Source organism: Cryptosporangium phraense (assembly GCF_006912135.1).
GTDB classification, from domain to species: Bacteria; Actinomycetota; Actinomycetes; order Mycobacteriales; family Cryptosporangiaceae; genus Cryptosporangium; species Cryptosporangium phraense.
This window is the reverse complement of record NZ_VIRS01000003.1, coordinates 31,160-51,678: the sequence shown is the minus strand read 5'-3', so window position 1 is coordinate 51,678 and position 20,519 is coordinate 31,160. Positions and strand designations below refer to the sequence as shown.

At 71.9% G+C, this 20,519-nt stretch carries 23 protein-coding genes; 11 read left to right on the top strand and 12 right to left on the bottom strand.

The window, feature by feature from the left end; genetic code table 11:
• Window positions 1–1,299, bottom strand: a complete 1,299-nt coding sequence (locus FL583_RS04925; protein ID WP_142703271.1) for a lysine N(6)-hydroxylase/L-ornithine N(5)-oxygenase family protein — start codon at window positions 1,297–1,299, stop codon at window positions 1–3.
• Window positions 1,300–1,458: 159 nt separating this feature from the next.
• On the opposite strand from FL583_RS04925, the gene FL583_RS04920 reads away from it, so the two are divergent.
• Window positions 1,459–2,409 (top strand): methionyl-tRNA formyltransferase, encoded by a 951-nt coding sequence (locus FL583_RS04920; protein ID WP_142703270.1) that lies wholly within the window; start codon window positions 1,459–1,461, stop codon window positions 2,407–2,409.
• On the opposite strand, the gene FL583_RS04915 is transcribed toward FL583_RS04920, so the two are convergent.
• Together FL583_RS04915 and FL583_RS04910 are read right to left on the bottom strand one after the other, a co-directional pair.
• The gene (locus FL583_RS04915; protein WP_142703269.1) at window positions 2,385–3,050 is read right to left on the bottom strand and encodes a GntR family transcriptional regulator; all 666 of its coding nucleotides are present in this window, start codon (window positions 3,048–3,050) and stop codon (window positions 2,385–2,387) included. The two genes, FL583_RS04920 and FL583_RS04915, sit on opposite strands and share 25 nt — an antisense overlap.
• Before the next feature lie 96 nt (window positions 3,051–3,146).
• Entirely contained in the window at window positions 3,147–3,908 is a 762-nt protein-coding gene (locus FL583_RS04910; protein ID WP_142703268.1) for a LamB/YcsF family protein, read from the bottom strand.
• Window positions 3,909–4,201: 293 nt separating this feature from the next.
• Here FL583_RS04910 and FL583_RS04905 point away from each other — a divergent pair, with 293 nt between their 5' ends.
• Window positions 4,202–4,978 carry an IclR family transcriptional regulator gene (locus tag FL583_RS04905; RefSeq protein ID WP_142703267.1) on the top strand — a complete coding sequence of 259 codons (777 nt, stop codon included), beginning with the start codon at window positions 4,202–4,204 and terminating at the stop codon, window positions 4,976–4,978.
• 638 nt (window positions 4,979–5,616) lie between these two features.
• On the opposite strand, the gene FL583_RS04900 is transcribed toward FL583_RS04905, so the two are convergent.
• Entirely contained in the window at window positions 5,617–6,729 is a 1,113-nt protein-coding gene (locus tag FL583_RS04900) for an ROK family protein (RefSeq protein WP_142703266.1), read from the bottom strand.
• Entirely contained in the window at window positions 6,726–7,961 is a 1,236-nt protein-coding gene (locus FL583_RS04895; protein WP_142703265.1) for a Gfo/Idh/MocA family protein, read from the bottom strand. The genes FL583_RS04900 and FL583_RS04895 overlap by 4 nt, the downstream gene beginning before the upstream one ends.
• A 66-nt stretch (window positions 7,962–8,027) precedes the next feature.
• On the opposite strand from FL583_RS04895, the gene FL583_RS04885 reads away from it, so the two are divergent.
• The 4 genes from FL583_RS04885 to FL583_RS04870 all read left to right on the top strand — a co-directional run bounded on the left by FL583_RS04885 (window position 8,028) and on the right by FL583_RS04870 (window position 12,524).
• Entirely contained in the window at window positions 8,028–9,452 is a 1,425-nt protein-coding gene (locus FL583_RS04885; RefSeq protein WP_205751854.1) for an ROK family transcriptional regulator, read from the top strand.
• A 62-nt stretch (window positions 9,453–9,514) separates the two neighbouring features.
• Window positions 9,515–10,774 (top strand): ABC transporter substrate-binding protein, encoded by a 1,260-nt coding sequence (locus FL583_RS04880; protein WP_142703264.1) that lies wholly within the window; start codon window positions 9,515–9,517, stop codon window positions 10,772–10,774.
• Window positions 10,775–11,731 (top strand): carbohydrate ABC transporter permease, encoded by a 957-nt coding sequence (locus tag FL583_RS04875; protein WP_142703263.1) that lies wholly within the window; start codon window positions 10,775–10,777, stop codon window positions 11,729–11,731. It abuts the gene before it with no gap.
• Window positions 11,724–12,524, top strand: coding sequence for a carbohydrate ABC transporter permease (locus FL583_RS04870; protein ID WP_142703262.1), 801 nt, complete (start codon window positions 11,724–11,726; stop codon window positions 12,522–12,524). The genes FL583_RS04875 and FL583_RS04870 overlap by 8 nt, the downstream gene beginning before the upstream one ends.
• A gap of 45 nt (window positions 12,525–12,569) precedes the next feature.
• Here FL583_RS04870 and FL583_RS04865 read toward each other — a convergent pair whose 3' ends face one another.
• Entirely contained in the window at window positions 12,570–13,640 is a 1,071-nt protein-coding gene (locus FL583_RS04865) for a TauD/TfdA family dioxygenase (RefSeq protein ID WP_142703261.1), read from the bottom strand.
• A gap of 33 nt (window positions 13,641–13,673) precedes the next feature.
• On the opposite strand from FL583_RS04865, the gene FL583_RS04860 reads away from it, so the two are divergent.
• Window positions 13,674–14,939 carry an acyltransferase family protein gene (locus tag FL583_RS04860; protein ID WP_142703260.1) on the top strand — a complete coding sequence of 422 codons (1,266 nt, stop codon included), beginning with the start codon at window positions 13,674–13,676 and terminating at the stop codon, window positions 14,937–14,939.
• A 180-nt stretch (window positions 14,940–15,119) separates the two neighbouring features.
• On the opposite strand, the gene FL583_RS04850 is transcribed toward FL583_RS04860, so the two are convergent.
• Entirely contained in the window at window positions 15,120–15,392 is a 273-nt protein-coding gene (locus tag FL583_RS04850) for a hypothetical protein (protein WP_142703259.1), read from the bottom strand.
• Between the two features lie 126 nt (window positions 15,393–15,518).
• Here FL583_RS04850 and FL583_RS04845 point away from each other — a divergent pair, with 126 nt between their 5' ends.
• Window positions 15,519–16,625 carry an acyl-CoA dehydrogenase family protein gene (locus FL583_RS04845; RefSeq protein WP_142703258.1) on the top strand — a complete coding sequence of 369 codons (1,107 nt, stop codon included), beginning with the start codon at window positions 15,519–15,521 and terminating at the stop codon, window positions 16,623–16,625.
• On the opposite strand, the gene FL583_RS04840 is transcribed toward FL583_RS04845, so the two are convergent.
• Genes FL583_RS04840 through FL583_RS04825 form a run of 5 tightly spaced genes read right to left on the bottom strand, consistent with a single transcriptional unit; the run spans window position 16,622 to window position 18,757 of the window.
• Window positions 16,622–17,047 carry a VOC family protein gene (locus FL583_RS04840; protein ID WP_142703257.1) on the bottom strand — a complete coding sequence of 142 codons (426 nt, stop codon included), beginning with the start codon at window positions 17,045–17,047 and terminating at the stop codon, window positions 16,622–16,624. The two genes, FL583_RS04845 and FL583_RS04840, sit on opposite strands and share 4 nt — an antisense overlap.
• Window positions 17,040–17,897 (bottom strand): helix-turn-helix domain-containing protein, encoded by an 858-nt coding sequence (locus FL583_RS04835; protein WP_205751852.1) that lies wholly within the window; start codon window positions 17,895–17,897, stop codon window positions 17,040–17,042. The genes FL583_RS04840 and FL583_RS04835 overlap by 8 nt, the downstream gene beginning before the upstream one ends.
• Window positions 17,898–17,951: 54 nt before the next feature.
• Window positions 17,952–18,266, bottom strand: a complete 315-nt coding sequence (locus FL583_RS04830; RefSeq protein WP_142703256.1) for a TfoX/Sxy family protein — start codon at window positions 18,264–18,266, stop codon at window positions 17,952–17,954.
• Window positions 18,263–18,427 (bottom strand): hypothetical protein, encoded by a 165-nt coding sequence (locus tag FL583_RS39930; protein WP_170323484.1) that lies wholly within the window; start codon window positions 18,425–18,427, stop codon window positions 18,263–18,265. Before FL583_RS39930 ends, FL583_RS04830 begins: the two co-directional genes overlap by 4 nt.
• Before the next feature lie 18 nt (window positions 18,428–18,445).
• Complete coding sequence (locus tag FL583_RS04825) at window positions 18,446–18,757, bottom strand: hypothetical protein (protein WP_142703255.1); 312 nt, start codon at window positions 18,755–18,757, stop codon at window positions 18,446–18,448.
• A gap of 46 nt (window positions 18,758–18,803) precedes the next feature.
• Here FL583_RS04825 and FL583_RS04820 point away from each other — a divergent pair, with 46 nt between their 5' ends.
• The 3 genes from FL583_RS04820 to FL583_RS04810 all read left to right on the top strand — a co-directional run bounded on the left by FL583_RS04820 (window position 18,804) and on the right by FL583_RS04810 (window position 20,481).
• A complete protein-coding gene (locus FL583_RS04820; RefSeq protein ID WP_142703254.1) occupies window positions 18,804–19,355 on the top strand; it encodes a TetR/AcrR family transcriptional regulator in 552 nt (183 codons plus the stop codon).
• Window positions 19,356–19,363: 8 nt separating this feature from the next.
• Window positions 19,364–19,903, top strand: a complete 540-nt coding sequence (locus FL583_RS04815) for a DUF4865 family protein (RefSeq protein WP_142703253.1) — start codon at window positions 19,364–19,366, stop codon at window positions 19,901–19,903.
• A 269-nt stretch (window positions 19,904–20,172) separates the two neighbouring features.
• Window positions 20,173–20,481 (top strand): hypothetical protein, encoded by a 309-nt coding sequence (locus tag FL583_RS04810; RefSeq protein ID WP_142703252.1) that lies wholly within the window; start codon window positions 20,173–20,175, stop codon window positions 20,479–20,481.
• Window positions 20,482–20,519 lie beyond the last annotated feature (38 nt).

The following is a 20,519-nucleotide window of genomic DNA, read 5'->3' as shown; positions in this document are numbered from 1 at the left end:
TCAGGCGGCCATCAGGATCGAGGCGGCGCGCCGCTCGAGCACCGAGCCGAGCACCTCGCCGACGCGGATCGCGGTGTTGGAGAGCAGCGCGGACGAGATGCCGTGCGTGTGCTCGGTGCCGCCCTGCAGGTAGATGCCGCACTGCAGGCGGGGGTCGGTGAGCGCGCGGTAGTCCCGCCCGACGCGCGGCCGGCCCTGCTCGTCGCGGTGGCAGAGGTCGCCGAGCTCGCCCAGCACCGCGTACGGGTCGGCCTCGTCGTACCCGGTCGCGAACACCACCGCGTCGGCCTCGAGCGCGGTCCGCTCGCCGCTGACCAGCGACTGCAACGTGACGGTCAGCCCGTCCGGGTTCTCGACCACCGACGTCGTGCGGGTGAGGTTGAGCAGGCGCAGCCGCTCGCGGCCGAGCACCTTCTCCCGGTACGTGCGCCGGTACAGCTCCTGGATGAGGTCGATGTCGACCACGGAGTAGTTCGTGTTCGCGTGGTACGCCATCATCGCCTCCTTGACCTCGGCCGGGGCGTCGAAGTACTCGTCGACGGCGTTCGGGTCGAAGATGCGGTTGGCGAACGAGCTGTCGTCGGCCGGCGAGTAGCCGTAGCGGGAGACGACCGCGCAGACCTCGGCGGCCGGGAACTGCTCGTGTAGGAACGCGACGGCCTCGGCCGCGCTCTGCCCGGCGCCGACCACGATCAGCCGCTCCGGCGCGGTGCCGTGCAGCGAGCCGACGTTGCGCAGCAGGTCGCTGGAGTGCCAGACCCGTTCGGAAGCCTGCACGCCGGCGGGCATCCGCGGCCGCAGGCCGGTGCCGATGACCAGGTTCCGCGTCCGGTTCGTGACGATCGCGCCGTCGCGCCGGGAGACCACGTCGAGCTCCCGGACGTCGCCGGTCCCATCGGTGACGGGCAGCACCGAGATGACCTCGGTGTCGTAGCTGACCTGCTCGTTCACCTTGGCGGCGGCCCAGGTGAAGTAGTCGTGGAACTCGACCCGGAGCGGGAACAGCGTCTTGTGGTTGATGAAGTCGACCAGCCGGTTCCGGTCGTGCAGGTAGCGCAGGAAGCTGTAGTCGCTCGTCGGGTTGCGCAGCGTCACCAGGTCCTTGAGGAACGAGACCTGCATGGTGGCATCCTCGAGGAGCATCCCGCGGTGCCAGCCGAACTCGGGCTGCCGCTCGAGGAATCTCGCGGCCACCGTCCCCTCCGGAACGCCGTCGTTGTGCTCCGCCACCGCGATGGCCATCGCCAGGTTCGACGGGCCGAAGCCGATACCGACGAGATCGAGTCCAGGCTGAGACATGTCCGTTCCCCTCGCACGGCGGGACCAGAGGCGGCCCCCGCAACTTAGGGCACCCTAACCTAAGTGGAAGGCCTCGCCTACCCCTCGGTCAGTTAGGCGAGCCTTGCTTAAGATAGCCCAACCCCGTGGGCGGTTTCGAGGTTGTTACCAGGAGGACCAATGCGGCTCGTGATGTTCGGTTATCAGACCTGGGGCCATCGGACGCTCCATGCTCTGCTCAGGTCCGAGCACGACGTCGCGCTGGTCGTCACCCACCCGCCGGGCGAGGGCGTCTACGAGAAGGTCTGGTCCGACTCGGTCGCCGACCTGGCCGGATCCGCCGGGATTCCGGTCGTGCTCCGCGACCGGCCGGACGACGACGAGCTGTACTCCCTGCTCCGCGACGTCGCTCCGGACGTCATCGTCGCGAACAACTGGCGGACCTGGATCCCGCCGCGGATCTTCTCGCTCCCCCGCCTCGGGACGCTGAACGTCCACGATGCCCTGCTGCCGGCCTACGCCGGCTTCTCGCCGTTGATCTGGGCCTTGATCAACGGCGAACGCGAGGTGGGGGTCACCGCGCACTTGATGGACGCGACGCTGGACGCCGGCCCGATCGTCGCGCAGCGGGCGATCCCGGTGGGACCCAAGGACACCGCGACCGACCTGTTCTGGGCGACGCTGGAGTTGATCGAGCCGCTGGTGTTGTCGGCGTTGACCTCGCTGGAGAGCGGGCGCACGGACTTCCCGGCGCAGGACCGGTCCCGGGCGAGCTTCTTCCACAAGCGGTCCGAAGAGGACATCCGGATCGACTGGACGTGGTCGGCGGAGGAGCTGGAGCGGCTGGTCCGGGCCCAGTCGGCGCCGTATCCGGCCGCGTTCTGCTTCCACCGGCAGGAACGCCTGGAGATTCTGGCGGCGGACGTCTCCGAGGCCGTGTACGGCGGCACGCCCGGCCGGATCTTCTACCGCGAGGGCGACGGGGTGGCGATCGTCGCCGGGGCGTCCGCCCGGCGCGGGCGCAACCGCGCGCTGGTGGTGACCCGGGTGCGGACGTCGGAGGGCAAGGAGCTGCCCGCGGTGGAGTACTTCCGGACGATGGGCGGCTACCTGACGTCGTACGCGGCCTGAGAGAGCACCCGCTCGGACAGCAGCAGGTAGTCGCGGAGGAGGTCGGCGGCCCGGCCCGGGTCGCCGGCCTCGTAGATCGTGGTGATCTCGGCGTTCCGCGCGACGAACGGCCGGTGCAGTGCCTCGGCGTCGGGGGCGGCGACGAACGCCAGCCGCAGTTCGGCGGTGAGCTGCTTCATCCAGGCGTTCAGCCGCGGGCTGTCGGCCAGCGCGATGATCTGCTCGTGGAAGTGCATGTTCGCGGTGCCGACGGCGCGCCAGTCGCCGGCCGTCGCGAGGTGCTCGGCCTCGTCGACCGCGGCCCGCATGCTCTCCGCGCGAGGCGGGTCGACCGGCGCGCCGCGCAGCACCGTGCACTCGAGCAGGATCCGGACCCGGTAGATGTCGGCGATCTGGGCCGCCGACAGCGCCGCGACGAACACCCCGCGGTTCGGGACCCGGACCAGCAGCCCCTCCTCGACCAGCGTGCTGAACGCCTCGCGCAGCGTGTTCCGGGAGACGCCGAGCTCACCGGTCCAGCGGGCCTCGGACAGCCGGGAGCCCGGCGCGAGCTGCCCGGCCGTGACCCGTTCGCGGAGCTCGGCCACCGCCCGCGCGGCCGAGCCGATCGCTGGCTTGTCGACGTCGGCGGCGGTCGTCATTGGCCCAGTCAACCATCAGACCTGTCAGCGGCTGCCCGGGACGTCGCCGATCCGTCGGCGTCGCTCCCGGGGCGGCCCGGCCGTCGGCCGCGGCCGTCAGGCCGGGCTCCCGGCGAACGGCGCGAGCGGGATTCCGGCCTCGTCCAGCGCGGTCCGGACCGCGCGGGCCATCTCGACGGCGCCGGGTGAGTCGCCGTGGACGCAGAGCGACTCGGCCTCCACCCGGACCACCGTGCCGTCCACCGCGACGATCTCGCCGTCCCGGACCAGCCGCACCATCCGCGCGGCGACCTCGGCCGGGTCGTGCAGCAGCGCGCCGGGCTCCCGGCGCGGCACGAGCGTCCCCTCGGGCGTGTACCCGCGGTCGGCGAACGCCTCACGCACCGTGCGCAGCCCGGCCTCGTCGGCGAGCCGGAGCCACTCCGAGCCGGGCAGCCCGAGCACCGGCAGCGTCGGGTCGAAGCGGGCGACGGCCTCCACCACGGCCGCGGCCTGAGCCGAGTGGTGCACGATCGCGTTGTAGAGCGCCCCGTGCGGCTTGACGTACGCGACCCGCGCCCCGGCCGCCCTGGCCAGCCCGTCGAGCGCCCCGAGCTGGTACAGGATGTCGGCGACGAGGTCGGCCGGGTCGTAGTCGATGAACCGGCGGCCGAATCCGGGCAGGTCCCGGTAGCCCACCTGCGCGCCGATCACGACACCGGCCGACACGGCCCGCGCGCACGTGTCGAGCAGAGTCCGCGGATCGCCGGCGTGGAACCCGCACGCGACGTTGGCGCTGGTCACGACGTCGAGCAGCGCGGAGTCGTCGCCCAGCCGCCACGCGCCGAAGCTCTCCCCCAGGTCACTGTTCAGGTCCATGCCCCGCGCTCCCTCCGTCGTCGGCGCAGTCCGCTGGTCGCTCGCTGAGACCCGCCTGAATGCCCTATCGGGCATTACGCGGCCCAGTCAATCGCGCCGTTCTCCACCTGCTTGGCCGTCGCCGGCGTTCGACCCGGTGAGCGGGCGCGGTAACCCAGCCACGCGGTTCCGCTAATCGGAACGCATGCCGTATCGCCGGAGACGGCTACCTCGTCGGATCAGGAACTCAGGTATTGACAAACGTTCCCGCTAGGGGAACGGGTAACGTCAGCGCAAAGACCGGAAGGAGACCGATGGTCAGCGACGGTACGGAGGGCGCCGGCCGGGTCGCCGACGTCCTGCTCCGGTTCGTCGACGGGCCGCAGTCGTGGGGGGTCTCGGCGATGGCCCGGGAGCTCGACCTTAGCAAGGCGGTCGTGCACCGGATCATGCGCTCGCTGGTCGACCGGGGCATGCTGACGATCGACGCGACCTCGCGCACATACCAGCTCGGACCGGCGGCGGCCGCGATCGGCGCCCGAGCGCTGCGCGACTCGAAGCTGCGCCGGGTGTCGCTGCCGCTGCTACGCGAGCTCCAGACCACGACCGGCGAGACGACGACGCTGTCCGCGCGCGTGCACCGCGGGCGCGTCTATCTCGACCAGGTCGTCAGCACGCACGAGATCAACATGACCGTCGAGCTCGGACGGCGCTTCCCGCTGCACGCCGGCGGCTCGGGCCGGGCGATCCTGGCGTTCCTGCCACCCGACGAACGGGAGGCCGTGCTGCACGGCGAGCTCCCGACCCTGACGTCGGCCACCACCGTCGACCCGGAGCGGTTGCGTGGGCTGCTGGTGGAGACGCGGAGGGTCGGGGTCGCCGACTCCGGCGGGGAGCGGCAACCCGGGGCCGGGTCGGTGGCGGCGCCGATCTTCGACCTGGACGGTCAGGTCGTCGGGTCGATCTCGGTGTGCGGGCCGATCCACCGGCTGACGCCGGACGTCCGGCACGGGTACGGGGCGCGAGTGGCCGAGACCGCTGACCGGATCAGCCGAGCCCTCGGCTGGCGCGGCGGCCTACCCCCGGAGTAGCACCCGCCGCCCCGCCCTGTCCTGCCGCCCCGCCCTGTCCTGCCGGCGCGGATGCCCACCGCCGCGGGTGCCTGCCGCCGCGGGTGCCTGCCGGCCCGGGTGCCTGCCGGCGCGGGCGCCCACCGGCGCGGGCGCCCACCGGCCTCCGGCCCGGGGCCGGAGGCCGGCGATCCGGAGCCGGGTGCCAGCGGCCGGGGCCGGGCGCTGCGACAGCCCTGGCCCCGGGTGCCGACCGGGCCGAGGCCGCTGCCAGCGGGCCGGGCCAGCGCCGGGGCCCAGTTGCCGGAGGGCCAGGGCGAGCGACGGCAGAACGGGGCCGAGTGCTGGCGGGGCGAGTGTCGGCGGGCTGGGGCCGGGCGCCTGAGGCCGGGTGCTGGCGACCCGGGGCCGGAGGCCGGCGGCCGGCGGCCGGACGCTGGCGGTCCGGGTGCCGGAGGCCGGATGCCCGAGGCCGGAGGCGGGTGCCCGGCGGCGGAGGCCGGATGCCGCGGGCCGGTGCCGCAGGCCGGGCGCCGGGTACCGCAGACCGGGCGCCGGAGGCCCGAGGCCAGAGGCCCGAGGCCCAGGGCGAGCGACGGCAGGGCGGGGCCCCGAACGACGGCGGGTCGAGGGCCGGGTACTGCTGGCCGGGTGCGGGGCTACCGGCTGCCGGGGGTCCGGGTGCTGGTGGGGTGGGTGCTGGCGGCTCGGGCTAGGAGGGTGGCGCCGGCGCAGCCGGCTCGGTCGCCGAGGGCGGCCGGGAGGATACGGGGGCGTGGGAGGAACGTGGCGCGTTCGGCGAGTGCCGCTTCCAGCGGCACGAAGAGGGTCCGGCCGGCCTGGGCGAGGCCTCCGCCGATCACGATGACGTCCGGATCGAGCACGGCGGACGCGATGCTGAGCCCGTCAGCCAGGGCCTCCACCGCCCGCTGCCAGACCGCCACGGCCCGCGGCTCCCCGGCCGCCGCCCGCCGAGCGATCTCCGCCGCCGTGACGACCGGCCGCCCCAAGGCTCCCGCAGCCCCGCGGACCGGCGCCCCATTCACCGCCGCTCCGCCGACCGGCGCCCCACCCACCGGCACCCCACCGACCGCACCCCCGCCCACCGGCGCTCCGTCGGCGGCCGGGCGCCCGCTGAGCGGGGAGCCGGGCTCGGGGGCGGCGAGCACCTCGGCGTACCGGGCCTCGATGGCAGCGGCCGCGGCCTCTGCTTCCAGGCAACCTCGGCGCCCGCACGCGCAAAGCCGACCCCCAGAACGGACCAGCACGTGGCCCAGCTCCCCGGCCGCCCCGTGCGCTCCCGCCTCGACCCGGCCATTCCGCACCTGCGCGGCCGCGATCCCCGTCCCGACCGGCACGAACAGCACGTCGTCCAGCCCGGCCAGCTCCGCCTCGGCGAGCCCACCGGCCCGCACGTCGTTGGCCAGCGCGACCGGCAGCCCCAGCCGCTCCTCGATCCGGTCGCGCAGCGGCAGGTCGCGCCAGCCCAGGTTGACCGAGTGCCGGGCGATCCCGGCCTCCTCGTCCACCAGGCCCGGCACCGCGACGCCGACCGCGACCGGCACCCTCCCGGCCGCCGTCGCCCGGTCGCGCAGCGACTCCAGCACCGCGAGGAGCGTCTCGACGACGGCCTCGGTCCCGCGCTCCCGGCCGGTCGGGCACGCTCCCGCCCCGTCGGCGCCCGGACCGACGAAAGCCCCCGTAGCGTCCGCAATGGCGTATTTGAGGGACGTGCCGCCGAGGTCGGCGGCCAGCACCACCTCGGGTCTCACCGGAGCTCGACGACCGTGCCGGAGAGCCGGGCGCGCTCGGCGGCCCACACCACGCGGTGGCCGGCCAGCGCGCTCGCCGCGTCCGAGTCGAGCCCGGACCGGTCGCCGGAGGCGACCGCGGCGAGGAACCGGTCGACGAGCTCGTGGTCGCCGTCGGTGTGATCGGCCGACAGCGACGTCTCCGCGGTCACGACCGTCTCCTCCGCGCCGGTCCGGAAGTCGACGACGCGCAGCGTGACGCCGTCGCCGTCGATGTACCCCTGGGTGCCGAACAATCGGGTCTTGCGCAGCTCGAACGGGGTGAACGCGGTCATCGTGAACGACCCGGTCGCGCCGTCCGCGAACTCCAGCGACACCACCTGGTGGTCGACGACGTCGTTGTCGCTGTCGTACACGCAGCGCCCGTACGGGCCGGTCCGCAGCGCCTCGGTCACGCCCTCCACGGTGTGGTCCGACGTCACTGCCGACAGGGGCCAGAACTCGCGGTCGGGATCACCCAGGCAGTCGAAGTACAGCCGGGTCGCCGAGTATGCGCAGGTGTCCTGCAGCGGGCAGTCCAGACAACGGTCGGCGGCCTCAGCCGGCCGGGACGATGCCCGGAAATGCGTCAGGCGCCCGAACGAACTGACCCGGCGGACCGGCCGGCCCATCAGGTAGAGCAGCCAGTCGAGGTCGTGGCAGGCCTTGGCCAGCAACATCGGCGACGACGTCTTGCTGTTGCTCCATTCCCCCCGGACGAACGAGTGGGCCTGATGCCACCACCCGACCGGCTCCAGGTGCTGGACGCTCACGACCTCGCCGATGCGCCCGGCGTCCAGCAGCTGCTTCAGCGCGTGCGTGTAGGGCGTGTAGCGCAGGACGTGGCACAGCACGAACAGCACCCGGTTGCGGTCGATCGCCTCCTGGATGCGCTCGCCGTCGTCCTCGGTCGGGGCCAGCGGCTTCTCGGCCAGCAGGTGATAGCCGAGGTCGGCCAACGCGATCACCGGGCCGGTGTGCACCTGGTCGGGCGTGGCGACGATCGCCGCGTCGGCCAGGCGCCCGGCGGCGACCAGCTCGCGCCAGTCGGCGAACGTGTGCTCGACTCCGTAGCGGGCGGCGAACCGCTCCCGGCGCCCCGGGTCGGGTTCGGCGACCGCGACGATCTTCGCTCCACCGCTGGTCACCGCGCGTTCGGCGTAACCCTGGCCGCGGAGGCCGGCACCGACCACGACTAAACTGACTTGGTCCACGAAGCCCTACTTTCTATCCTCTCCAGGATTAGTAGCTCGATGGCGACGGTAGGTCAAGGAGGACCGATGGCGGACGAGATCGCCGGTGGGGACCTGTCGCGGCTGCGTCAGCTCAACACCCAGGCGATGGTACGGGCTCTGCGGACCGGGGATCCGGCCACGCTGACCGAGCTGGCCGCCCGCACCGGCCTCTCCCGGGCGTCCACCGAGGACGTCGTCGGAGCGCTGGTCGAGCAGGGGTGGGCGGCCGAGGTGCCGCCGGTCGCCGGAGCCATGGGGCGGCCGGCCCGCCGGTACCGGTTCCGCGGCGACGCCGGCGCGGCGCTCGGCGTCGACATCGGCGGTCATCGGGTTCGCGCGCTGGTCACCGACCTGGACGGGACCGTCCTCGGCCGCGCCGAGGCCGAAGTCGCGCCGGAGGCGGGCCGGGCCGAGCGCCTGGCCGCCGCCGACGCGGTCGCGGACGAAGCCCTGCGCGCGGCCGGGGTCGGCACGCACGAACCCGACGCGGGCCGCCGCACGCCGACCGGCCATGGTGCAGCCGCGCCCGGCACCGGACGCAACACCGCCGGAGCCGGTGCGGGCCGCCGCGCAGGCGGATCCGGTGCGCGTCGCACCGCGGCCGGATCCGACCCGCGCCTCGACCTGTCGGGACCGACCGCGGATGAGCCGGAAACGGCCGGACCCGGGTCGGCCGACGGGGGGTCGTCCGGCGAGGGAGCGGCCGGCGGTCGGGCGAACGGCAGCGGGTCGGCCGACCGGGTGGCGAGCGGCGGCGGGGCGAGCTTCGGGCCCTTCGGCCCCGGCGTGGGCGGGGGGCCCGTGCTCTGGGCGGTCGGGGTCGCCAGCAGCGGGCTCGTCGACCCCTCCGGCCGGGTCGTGCTCTCGGTCGCGATCCCGGAGTGGACCGGCGTGCAGCTGGCCGACCACTTCGGCGCCCGGTTCGGCGTACCGGCGCTGGTCGACAACGACAGCCGGCTGGCCGCGCTGGCCGAGCAGTGGCTCGGGGTCGCCCGCTACGCGGCCGACTTCGTCTACCTGCTGGCCGGCCTGCGCACCGGCCTGGGCCTGGTGCTGGGCGGCACCGTCCACCGGGGGTTCGGCGGCGCGGCCGGCGAGATCGGCGCGCTCCCGCAGGCCGGTTGGATCCGCGCCCAGGAGCACCTCGCGGGCCGCGAGCCGGCCGCGCTGTTCGCGGCGGCCCGCGGCGGCGACCGGTCCGCGCTCGGCGCGGTCCGCCGCTACGTGCGCGACCTCGCGGTCGGTACGGCCGCGCTGGTCCTCACCCTGGACCCGCAGATGGTCGTGCTCGGTGGCGGCTTCTCCCGGTCGGCCGACGTCCTGCTCGACCCGCTGCGCAAGGAACTCGACAAACACTGCATCCGGACGCCCGAGGTGCTGGCGTCGGCGCTCGGCGAGGAGAGCGTTGCGCTGGGTGCGATCAAGCTGGCGGTCGATCACGTCGGGGCCCGGATGTTCGCCAACGCTTGACAGAATTTCCCTGGAGTCCATTATTAGTCCCAATCCAAGGCCAGGCATTGGAAGGACTCCCCATGTCATGGTTACGACGCACCAGCGTCGCCCTGGTCGGCATCGCCGCCGTCCTCGCTGCTAGCACCGCGTGCGGTGGGTCGAAATCGGACGACGACCCGAACGCGAAGGCCACGCTCTCGTATGCGGTCTGGGACAAGAACCAGGTCCCGGCGATGGAGAAGCTCGCGGCCGACTTCCACCAGAGCCACCCGAATATCACGGTGAACGTCCAAGCCACGCCGTGGGAGACGTACTGGACGAAGCTCAAGGCCGCGGCCAGCGGTGGCGCCGCGCCCGACGTCTTCTGGATGAACGGCCCGAACTTCCAGCTCTACGCGACGAACGGCGTGCTGAAGCCGCTCGACGACGGCACCGACCTCAGCAACTACCCGAAGTCGCTCGTCGACCTGTACACGGTCGACGGCAAGACCTACGGGATCCCGAAGGACTTCGACACGGTCGGGCTCTGGTACAACAAGACGCTGTTCGACGCGGCCGGCGTCAAGTACCCGGACGACACCTGGACCTGGGACACGTTCAAGGCCGCGGCGAAGAAGCTGACGAACAAGGCCAAGGGCGTCTACGCGATCGGCTCCGAGCTGACCTCGTTCCAGGAGTACCAGTACAACACGATCTACCAGGCCGGCGGCCACGTCATCTCCGACGACGGCAAGAAGTCGGGCTACGCCGACCCGGCGACGATCGAGGGCCTGACGTTCTGGACCGACCTGATCAAGAGCGGCGCCTCCCCCGACCTCAAGACGATGACCGACACCCAGCCGATCAACCTGTTCGAGTCGGGCAAGCTCGCGATGTACTACGGCGGCTCCTGGGACGCGGCCGAGTTCTCGACGAACGGGTACACCAAGTCGCGCGTGGACGTGGCGGTGCTGCCGCAGGGCAAGAAGCGGGCCACGATCATCCACGGGCTGGCCAACGTGATCTCGGCCAAGACCGCCCACCCGTCGGCCGCTTCCCAATTCGTCCAGTACCTGGGTAGTAAGGAGGCGGCCGAGCTCCTCGCGCAGTCCGCGGGGGTTCTGCCCGCGTACAACGGGACGCAGGACGCCTGGGTGAAGTCGCACCCGGAGTTCCACCTGCAGGCGTTCCTGGACCAGCTCGACTACGCGGTGCCGTACCCGGTCTCCCGGAACACGGCCGCCTGGCAGGAGCTGGAGACCAAGTACCTGACGCCGGCCTGGAACGGGCAGACCGACGTCGCGACCGCGGCCAAGCAGCTCGCGTCGGCCATGGACGGCGCGCTCGCGGACGAGAAGTAGATGGCGGTGCTCGAGAGGGTCGAGGTCGCGGCGCCGCCGCGGCCTCGGCGGCGGGACCGGATCCGGTGGAGTGAGGCGCTGTGGGGATACGCGCTGATCGCGCCCACCGGGCTCGGCCTGCTCGTGTTCTACCTCTGGCCGGTGCTGCAGACCGCGTACCTGTCTTTCACCGAGACCGGGCCGTTCGGCGGGCCGGCCACCTGGACCGGCCTGAACAACTACCGGGAGCTGTTCAGCGACGGCGAGTTCGGCCGGGCGACGCTGAACACGATCCTGTACACGGTGCTCGGGCTGCTCGGCGTGCCGATCGCGGTGGTGTTCGCCGCGCTGCTGAGCCGGCCCGGCCTGCGCGGGGTCGCGGTCTACCGGACGATCTTCTTCCTGCCGGTCGTGACGACGCCGGTCGCGATCGCGATGATCTGGCGCTGGGTCTACAACGGTGACTTCGGAATCCTGAACTATCTGCTCTCGCTGGTCGGGATCGAGGGTCCGCACTGGGTCGCCGACAGCCGGACCGCGCTGATCGCGCTGGTGATCGTCGGGATCTGGACCGGGCTGGGGTACAACCTGGTCATCTTCATCGCCGGGGTGAAGGGGATCCCGCGGCAGTACTACGAGGCCGCGGAGATCGACGGGGCCGGGCCGATCCAGCAGTTCTTCCGGATCACGGTGCCGCTGCTCTCTCCGACGATCTTCTTCGTGTCGGTCGTGTCGGTGATCGGGTCGTTGCAGCTGTTCGACCTGGTCTACGTGATCGCCGGGGGCTCGAACACGGCGTCCCGGGCGAATCCGGCGTTCGACAGCATGGAGACGATCGTCTACCTGTTCTACGCACAGGCGTTTCAGCAGAACGACAAGGGCTACGGCGCGGCGATCGCAATGATGCTGCTGGTGCTCATCGTCGGGCTGACCGCGGTGCAGTTCCGGATGCAGAAGCGGTGGGTCACGTATGACTAAGAAGATCCATTTCTTTCTGGTGATCGGCGCGCTGGGCATGATCGCGCCGTTCGTGTGGCAGGTGCTGACGTCGCTGAAAACGCTCGAGCACACCGCCCGGGTGCCGCCGACGATCGTGCCGGACTGGCGCTGGGCCAACTACAGCCGGGTGTTCGAACTGATTCCGTTCGGGCAGCAGTTCGTGAACACGGTGCTGATGACCGCCGCCCGGACGATCGGTCAGGTGCTGCTGTGCTCGCTGGCCGCGTACGCGTTCGCGCGGCTGCGGTTCCCCGGGCGGACGTTCCTGTTCGGGCTGTTCCTGTCCGTGCTGATGGTGCCGCCGCAGCTGTTCATCATTCCGCAGTACCAGATCATCGCGGATCTGGGCTGGCTGAACAGTCTGCCGGCGCTGATCGTGCCCGGGTTGTTCAGCGCGTTCGGGACGTTCCTGTTGCGTCAGTTCTTCCTGGGGCTGCCGGTCGAGCTCGACGAGGCCGCGCGCCTCGACGGCGCGAACCCGCTGCGGATCTGGTGGTCGGTGATGGTGCCGCTGGCTCGCCCGGGGATGGTGGCGCTCGGTATTTTGACGACGATCTGGTCGTGGAACGATTTCTTCTGGCCGTTGGTGGTGAACAACGACCCGGAGAAGATGACGCTGTCGGCCGGGTTGGCCTCGATGCAGGGGCAGTTCCTGACCGACTATCCGGTGCTGATGGCGGGGTCGTTGCTGGCCTCGCTGCCGGTGATCGTGGTGTTCGTGCTGATGCAACGCCAGTTCGTGGAGGGAATCGCGCTGACCGGCACGAAGTGAGCTACGGCCCGGCCGGCGGACCCCGGCCGGCCGGGTCGGAGAGCGTCAGATCAGGCGGGGAATCACCGCGGTCTTCACCGAGAACTGGCCCAGGTCGGGGACCTCGCGGCCGGCGTCGCGGAGTTCGCCCCGCGCCAGCACCGGCTTGCCGAAGTTCGGCACCAGCGGACGGTCGGTGTCCCGCTTGAGCCAGAGCCGCAGCAGGTGCCGGCGGCGCTGCCACTCCGGGTAGTCGGTGAACTCGGTCCGCGAATGCAGCGCGGCATAGTTCGAGACCCACTGGATGTCACCGGGCTGGAAGTCCATGTCCAGCGCCATCCCGGGCTCGTACGTGATCTCGTCGAACAGCTTGATCACCTCGACCTGCGCGTCGGTCAGACGCGGCACCTCGGGGTAGTTCTGGCCGGTGAAGATGTACGTCGAGCCCGCGTAGATGCTGCAGACCCCGTCGACGATGCTGACGATCGGCGTCGCGTAGGTGTTGGCCGGGGCGCCGTCGTCCTGGCGCTTCCAGTCGTAGTGGACCGGCTCGAGCAGCAGCGGAGCCAGGTCGGGACGGCGGGCCAGGATCTCGTTGAAGATCTGCGCACCCGAGACCAGGCTGGACGCGCCACCCTCCTTGGCCGGGCGCAGGCAGAACAGCGCCACCGCGTCCGAGCTGTCGGAGTGGAAGACCAGCTTGTCGCGGATCCGCGCCGACTTCGCGGTCGGGTCGTCGATCGACTTGTCCGACGTGGCCACGACGTGGTCGATCAGGTCGGACATCGAGCCCTGGTACATCGGGGCGCCGAGGTGCAGACCGGTGAGGTAGAAAATGGCCCCGGACAGCGCGTCCGAGTACATCTCGGTGTGCAGGCCCCGGATGAGCACGAACCCGCGGCCGCGGGACATGTCGTAGGCCCACTGCTCGATCGCCTGCGCGCACACCGGGAGCGGGTAATCCTCGGCGGTGACCGTGCGCAGGTCCGGGTCGTCGCTCACGAACTTCCGGCCTACGGCCTCCAGCTCCGCGATTTCCGCGTCGCTCAGGTGGTAGATCCAGGTCCGGTTGGTGGCCAACTCGTCACCGCGCCAGGCGGACGGTCCGGTCACGGGCGAAAGCATGGTGGACGTCATGGTGCTCCCATCGGCTCGACCGGGCGCCAGAGTATGAGCGGACAAACAGCGAGTAAATGTGCGGGGGACAACAAAAACTCCCCCACGCCTTGTCCGCGCCTGGCAGCGCTCACGTTCCACACCCAGGATCTGTTCTGGGCGCCGGCGCACGGGCACCTGGGCGTCACCGTGTTCTTCGTGATCAGCGGGTATCTGATCACGACGTTGCTGCTGCGCGAGGCCGCGCGGGACGGGCGGATCTCGCTGGGCGGCTTCTACCTGCGCCGGGCGTTCCGGATCCTGCCGCTGTACTACGTGTCGCTGGCGTTGTTCAGCGTGCTGGGGCTGGCCGACTACACCGGCGACTACGCCCACCGGTTCGTGCTGTTCCTGACGTACCTGAACGAGTTCTCCGGGGCCGGCACGTTCGGGCACAGCTGGTCGCTCGGCGTCGAGGAGAAGTTCTATCTGGTCTGGCCGTTGCTGGTGTTCGTCGTACCGACGCTGGCGCGGCGGCGGGCGCTGGTCGGGGTGGGGCTCGCGCTGGTGACGAGCGTGCTCGGGGTGGTCGATCGGGACACGTATCTGGCGTTGTACGGGCCGATCCTGCTCGGGTGCGTGCTGGCGATCGCGATGGATTCGCGGCGCGGCTTCGCGGTGGTGTCGTGGCTGGCGCGGCCGGTCGGTTCGGTGGCGATCGCGATGGTGGCCGTGTTCGCGCTGGTGGTGGACACGAATCCGGGGCCGGTGCATCCGTGGTTCGCGGTGGCGGTGGCCGGGTTGCTGCCGAGTGTGCTGGTGGGGCGGCGGTTCGCGTGGGGGTGGCTCACGGTGGCGCCGATGCGGTGGATCGGGGCCCGGTCGTATGCCGTGTATCTGATTCATCCGCTGGTGATGTCGGCGGTCGATCTGGTGGTGCCGTCGGACGGGCGGCCGGGGGGCGGGGTCGCGGTGGTGCGGCTGGGGTTGATGGTCGCCGGGTCTTTGGGGTTCGCGGAGGTGCTCTACCGGACGATCGAGCGTCCGATGATCCGCGTCGGCCATCGTCTGGCCGGACGGGCCAAGGACGTCCGGGCGGTCCCGTCCGCGCCCGGCGTCCGGGGCGAGGGCCGGGTGGGCCCGGCACCGGGGACGGTGGAGCCGGCGTGCGCGGAGCCGGACGCCGCGGGCCCGGCCGTCGGCGCGCCGGATGGCGCCGATGCCGCCGAGGCGGTCGCCCCCCACCCCGCCCCGGCCACGCACCCACGGGCCACGCGACCGCCGTCGGTCCCGGCCCAACGGGCCACCCCCGCCTCGGCCACCGAAGCGCCCCAACGCTGACCGCGCCCCGCGCCGCCGCGCAGCGCGCGGACCGCACCCCCACGCGCCGCACGGCCCGCACCGCCGCCGCGCAGCGCGCGGCCAGCACCCCGACGCGCCGCACGGCCCGCACCCCTACGCGCCGCGTAACCCGCACCCGCGCGCAGCGCGCGGCCCGCGGGTCCGCGGCGGGTGCACGGGTCAGGCGTCCAGGCGGCCGGTGCCGTGGCAGAAGAAGCAGTGGCGGGTGCGTAACCGGCGAGCCGCGATGAACGTGTTCGACCCCCTCCCCCGGCAATGCACGCACCGATCCGGATGCCGCCGCACCCAGCTCGGCACCCCGAGCGGCGCCGCCGCCGTCACCCCGGCCAGCAGCACCGCATACACCACCGGATTGATCGCCGTCGCCGACAGCACCCACGCCGCCGCGCCCAGCCCCACCGCCAGCACGATGATCGCCACGAACAGTCTCACGCCGTCCCCCAACGGACCGTGACCTACAGATCCCCTGGCAGCGAGTAAGACCGCCCAATCACGACAAGTCAATACATCCGTAAATCACCGGCGTATAACCGGGCGCGACCGTCCATAGTGATCACCATGACCTCCCCCTATGACCTCACCAGTGCCGAACAGACACTCCTGTCCACGGTCACAGACCTCGCCGAAGGTTTCGCTGCCACCGCCGCCGCCTACGACGACCGCGCCGAGCTCCCCCTCGACCACCTCGAAGCGCTCACCGCCGCCGGCGTCGAGCAGGCCATCCTCCCGGCCGACGTCGGTGGCAACGGCGTCAGCTACCAGGCCTTCGGCGAGCTCATCCGCATCCTGGCCCAGGCCGACGCCTCGGTCGCGACGATCTTCCTGATGCACGCGGGCGCGGGCATCGCGCTGGCCCAGCTCACCGCCCCCACGCTGGGCTCCTACTACGCCGACGAGTTCCGCCGCGGCGCCCGCTTCGCCAACGCGCTCTCCGAACCGGCCAGCGGCAACACCTTCCTGCAACCTCAACAGCCCGCGATCCCGGCCGACGGCGGGTTCACGCTCGACGGCGCCAAGCGCTTCGTCTCGGGCAGCGAGATCGCCGAGCACCTGCTGGTCAACGCCCTGGTCGACGGCGTCCCGGCGTTCTTCGGGCTGGAGCCGGACGAGACCGTCGAGACGATCCCGATCTGGGACACGCTCGGGTTGCGCGCGACGCGCAGCCAACTCCTCGCGTTCCACTCCACGCTGCTGCGCAGCGATCACCGCGGCCGCGGCCTGCTCCCGACCGACTTCGCCGCGATCCCGGCCGGCCTCCCGGCCGTCTCGCTCGGTATTGCCGACGCCGCCCTGGCGGCGTTGGTCGCGCACGCTCGCGGCCGCGTCATTCAGGGCCAGCCCCTGACGCACCAACAGTGGGTGCAGTACGAGGTCGCGGACGTCGAGAGCCGACTGGAGGCGGCCAAGGCGTACTTCCGGCTGGCGCTGTTCCACGCCGACTCGGGGCTCCCCCGGACGATCGGCTCGCTGTCCCGGGCCAAGCTCCTGGCCAACCGGGTCGCGGTCGACGTCGCTCGGCTCGGCGTCCGGATCGGCGGCGCCTCGGGGTACCTGCGGACGTCGCCGATCCAGCGCCACCTGCGCGACGCCGAGGCCGGTCAGTTGATGGCCTACTCCACCGAGGTCCTCTCGGGCCAGGTCGGCGCGGAGATCCTCGGCCTTTAGCGCGCGTGGCCCGGGTAGGTGCCGAACGACCAGAGGTTGCCCTCCGGGTCGCGGGCGGCGAAATCCCGCGACCCGTAGTCGGTCTCGTGCAGACCCTGAAGGATCTCGGCTCCGGCGGCGACGGCCCGGTCGTGCACCGCGTCCGGGTCGCTCGTGACGACGTACCCGCCGAACGTGCCCGGGGTCAGCGTCCAGGGGTTGCCGGCCTCCTCCCGGGCCTGGCCCATCATGATGCCGCCGCCCTCCGGCCAGGACAGCTCGGCGTGGTGGATGACGCCCCCGTCCTCGTAGGCGACGACCTCCTCGAAGCCGAACGCGGCGACCAGGAAGTCGATCAGGGCCCGGGCGTCGCGGGCTCTGAGCGTCGGCCAGACCTGCGGGGTCGGGGTCGTCTGCGCGGGACTTGCTGCGGTCTCAGTCATGGGAACCAGCTTTCCCCGGGACGTCCCCATGGGCTTGGACGAATCGGCGCTCCTCGGCGAGCCAGCCGCTCGGCGACGAGCCGGCGAGCTCGCGGAAGTCGCGGGCCAGGTGGGCCTGGTCGTAGTAGCCGCAGGCGACCGCGAGGTCGGCCAGCCCGAAGCCGGAGCCGGACAGCGGCGGGCCGGACATCAGCCGTCGCCGGGCGCGGTCGAAGCGGGCGATCTTGGCCGCGGTCTTCGGCGAGACGCCGAGCTCGGCGCCGAACCGGCCGGAGAGCCGCCGGACGCTCCAGCCCACCGCTTCTGCCGCCTGGGCCACGCCGGCCGTCCCGCCGACGAGCAGCCGCCAGGCCTCGGCGATCTCCGCTTCTGGCCCTCCGTCGGACCGTAGGAGGCGCGCGAGCATCGCGTCCATCACCGCGAAGCGGGCGGGCCAGCCGGACGCGGACCGCAACCGTTCGTGCAGCTCGACGGCGACCGGGCCGAGCACGTCCTCGGCGTGGACGTCGAGGTGGCCGAGTTCTCCGGCCGGCAGGCCGAGCAGCCGGCGCGCGCCGAGCGGGTGCAGCGCGAGCTGGACGCCGGACTGCCGTCCGTCGTGGGTGATCAACGCCGGGACCGTGTGCAGCCCGCCGACCAGCGTCGTGTACTCACCGCCGGGCTGAGCCGGATCGGGGTGGGAGTCGACGACGAGCGGATCGTCGAGCGTGACGATCAGCGTGAGGTACGGCGAGGGCAGGCCGCGGTGCACGGCGGGCGCGATCCCGGCCTGGCGGTAGCCGGAGTACCAGGCGACGAACGGCCGCAGCGCCGGCGCCGGGCGCGCGTGCAGCATCTCGTCGATCACCACGGGTCCATTGTTCCCTCAGCGCGCGGTGAACCGCTCGGCCACGCGTCGCCGTCGTCAGCCCCGCAGGTGGCTCAGCGAGGCGCCGGCGTAGGACGCCCAGCGCTCGGCGTGGTCGACCGGGACCAGCACCCAGTCCTTGAACGGACGCCCCTTGCCGGAGGGGTCGAAGAGTTCGGCGCCGGCCAGGGCGAGGGCCTCGCTGTGCGGCGGGGTGCCCGCGCCGAGTTTGAAGACCATGTCGTCGCGGTGGTAGACCGCCAGGACCTTGTCTTCGAACTTCAGGGCCTGGCGCCCGAACATCTTGCCGGGCCGCACGCCTTCCGGGGCCAGGTCGTCGACGATCTCGGCGAAGTACTCGTCGGGGCTCATGACGTCTGTATACCGCCCGCGAGGAAGCCACGGGCCACCTCCGGGAGGCCGGCGTAGGAGCCGGTGCGCAGGACCTGTGCGATCTCGGCTCCGGCGGGCGGAGAGACGTAGTGGGCCTCGACCAGGTCGGAGAGCCGGCGGACGAGCGCGTCGTTGTCCATCGGTCCACAGTGACGGGATCAGTCGGGCTTGCCCCAGCCGTGGAGGGTCTGGGCGCGGTAGTGGGCGAGGATGGCCGGCACCCCACCCCGGGCGGCGTTCAGTTCGGTCGCATCCACCCGCCAGAGCGTGAACTCCCCGGGCTTGCCGGGCACCGTCAGATCGACCGACTCGATGCCCACCCGCCACGACGGATCCGGCGCCCACCAGGCCTGACACTGCTCGCACCAGCCGGCGTCCCGCTCGCTGATCGGGTTGATCGACGGCTCGAGCAGATCGTGCTGATCGTCCGGGCAGAGCCCGTCGAACAGCCGGTCGGTAGGAATCGTCACGCTCCTATTGTTCCTGACGCGCTCTGTACCTACTAGTGTGTACGGAGTGGATGCGGCCGAGCGGTTGATCACCAGCACGCAGGACCTGCTGTGGGAGCGCGGATACGTCGGCACCAGCCCGAAGGCGATCCAGCAGCGGGCCGACGCCGGACAGGGCAGCATGTACCACCACTTCACCGGCAAGCCCGACCTCGCGCGGGCCGCGATCACCCGCAGCGCCGCCGAACTGCGCGACCTGGCCGCGCAGCAGTTCGACGCCCCCGGCTCGGCCTACGACCGCATCGCCGCCTACCTGCGGCGCGACCGGGACGTGCTCCGTGGCTGCCGGGTCGGGCGCCTGACCCAGGATCCCGACGTGATCGCCAGCCCCGCGCTCCGCGAGCCACTGGAGGCCACGCTGTCCTGGCTGCGGTCCCGGCTCGCGGCCCTGATCGCCGAGGGCGTGGCGGCGGGCGAGTTCCGCGCTTCCCTCGACCCGGAGGCCACTGCGGCGACGCTGGTCGCCGTGGTGCAGGGCGGCTATGTGCTGGCCCGGTCGGCCGACTCCCCCGCGCTGTTCACCCAGGCCGTCGACGGCGCGCTCGCGCTGCTGAGATAGGAGTCCCCGTGCACGCGATGCAGTACGAGATACCGCTTCCCGCCGACTACGACATGGACATCATCCGGCGCCGCGTCGCGACCCGCGGCGCGTCGACCGACGACTTCCCCGGCCTCGGGATCAAGGCCTACCTGATCCGCGGGACCGTGTACGCGCCGTTCTACCTGTGGAACGACGCGGCCGGCATGAACCGGTTCCTGTGGGGCGGGGGCGGGTTCGAGAACATCGTGCGGGACTTCTGGCGGCCGCCGGTGCGGCACTGGATCGGCCTCGCGTTCCGGCGCGGCCCCGCGTTCGGCGAGGCTCCGACGGCGGCGACCCGGGTCGATGCCCCGATCGACGACCCGTCCGACTTCGTCGATCCGGCCCTCCACGGGCTCGCGATGCGAGCCAAGAATCCGGACGTCCACTCGACCGCGCTCGTCGTCGATCCCTTCACGTGGACGCTGACGCACTTCACGTTGCGACGGGACGCCCCGCCTGGCAGCTATGAGGTGCTCCATCTCAGTGAGCCGGGCTTGGAGGATTTGGGAGACTCCGTTTCGTGAGGCGGCCGTCGGCCAAGGGGGTGGCTGTGCGGGGCGGGCTGATGGATGAGCGCTGCCCGCTCGGCACGCTGATCGGAGCCGGCCTCGTTGATCAGCTGCGGCTCGGCCTCGGCCGCCTCGATGACGATTCGCCGCTCGTCCTGACATCACGACGGCTCCGTCCTGCTCCTGCCTCGGGCTGCTGCACCCGAACTCGGTGACGGCACGACATCTGCAACACCCTGTCCGCACGACAGGTTTAGTGCGATTTGTCGCTAGAGTTCGAATCCGTGATCGCAGGATTCGGTGCCGGGATCGGCGTGGCCCTGGCCTTGACGCTCCTGCTGCTGCCTCTGATGATCTACGGCATCTCGGCGATCGCGCTGCTGTTCGATCGGGCGACGATCTGGACCCCACCGCGCTACGTCCTGACGCTCAGCAGCATCCTGACCGGGGTTTACGGCGTCTACGCGGTGCGGTCGGGTGCGCCCGGAGGATTCGGCTGGGGTCTGCTCGCGGGCGTCGCCGCCGTCGCCACGGTCCGTTGGCTGCACCGACGCCGCCGGGAGGTTCGCGGCGCCCCCACCTTCCTGCGCTGATCCGCGCCGGGCGCACTCCGCGCCCGCAACCGCCTACA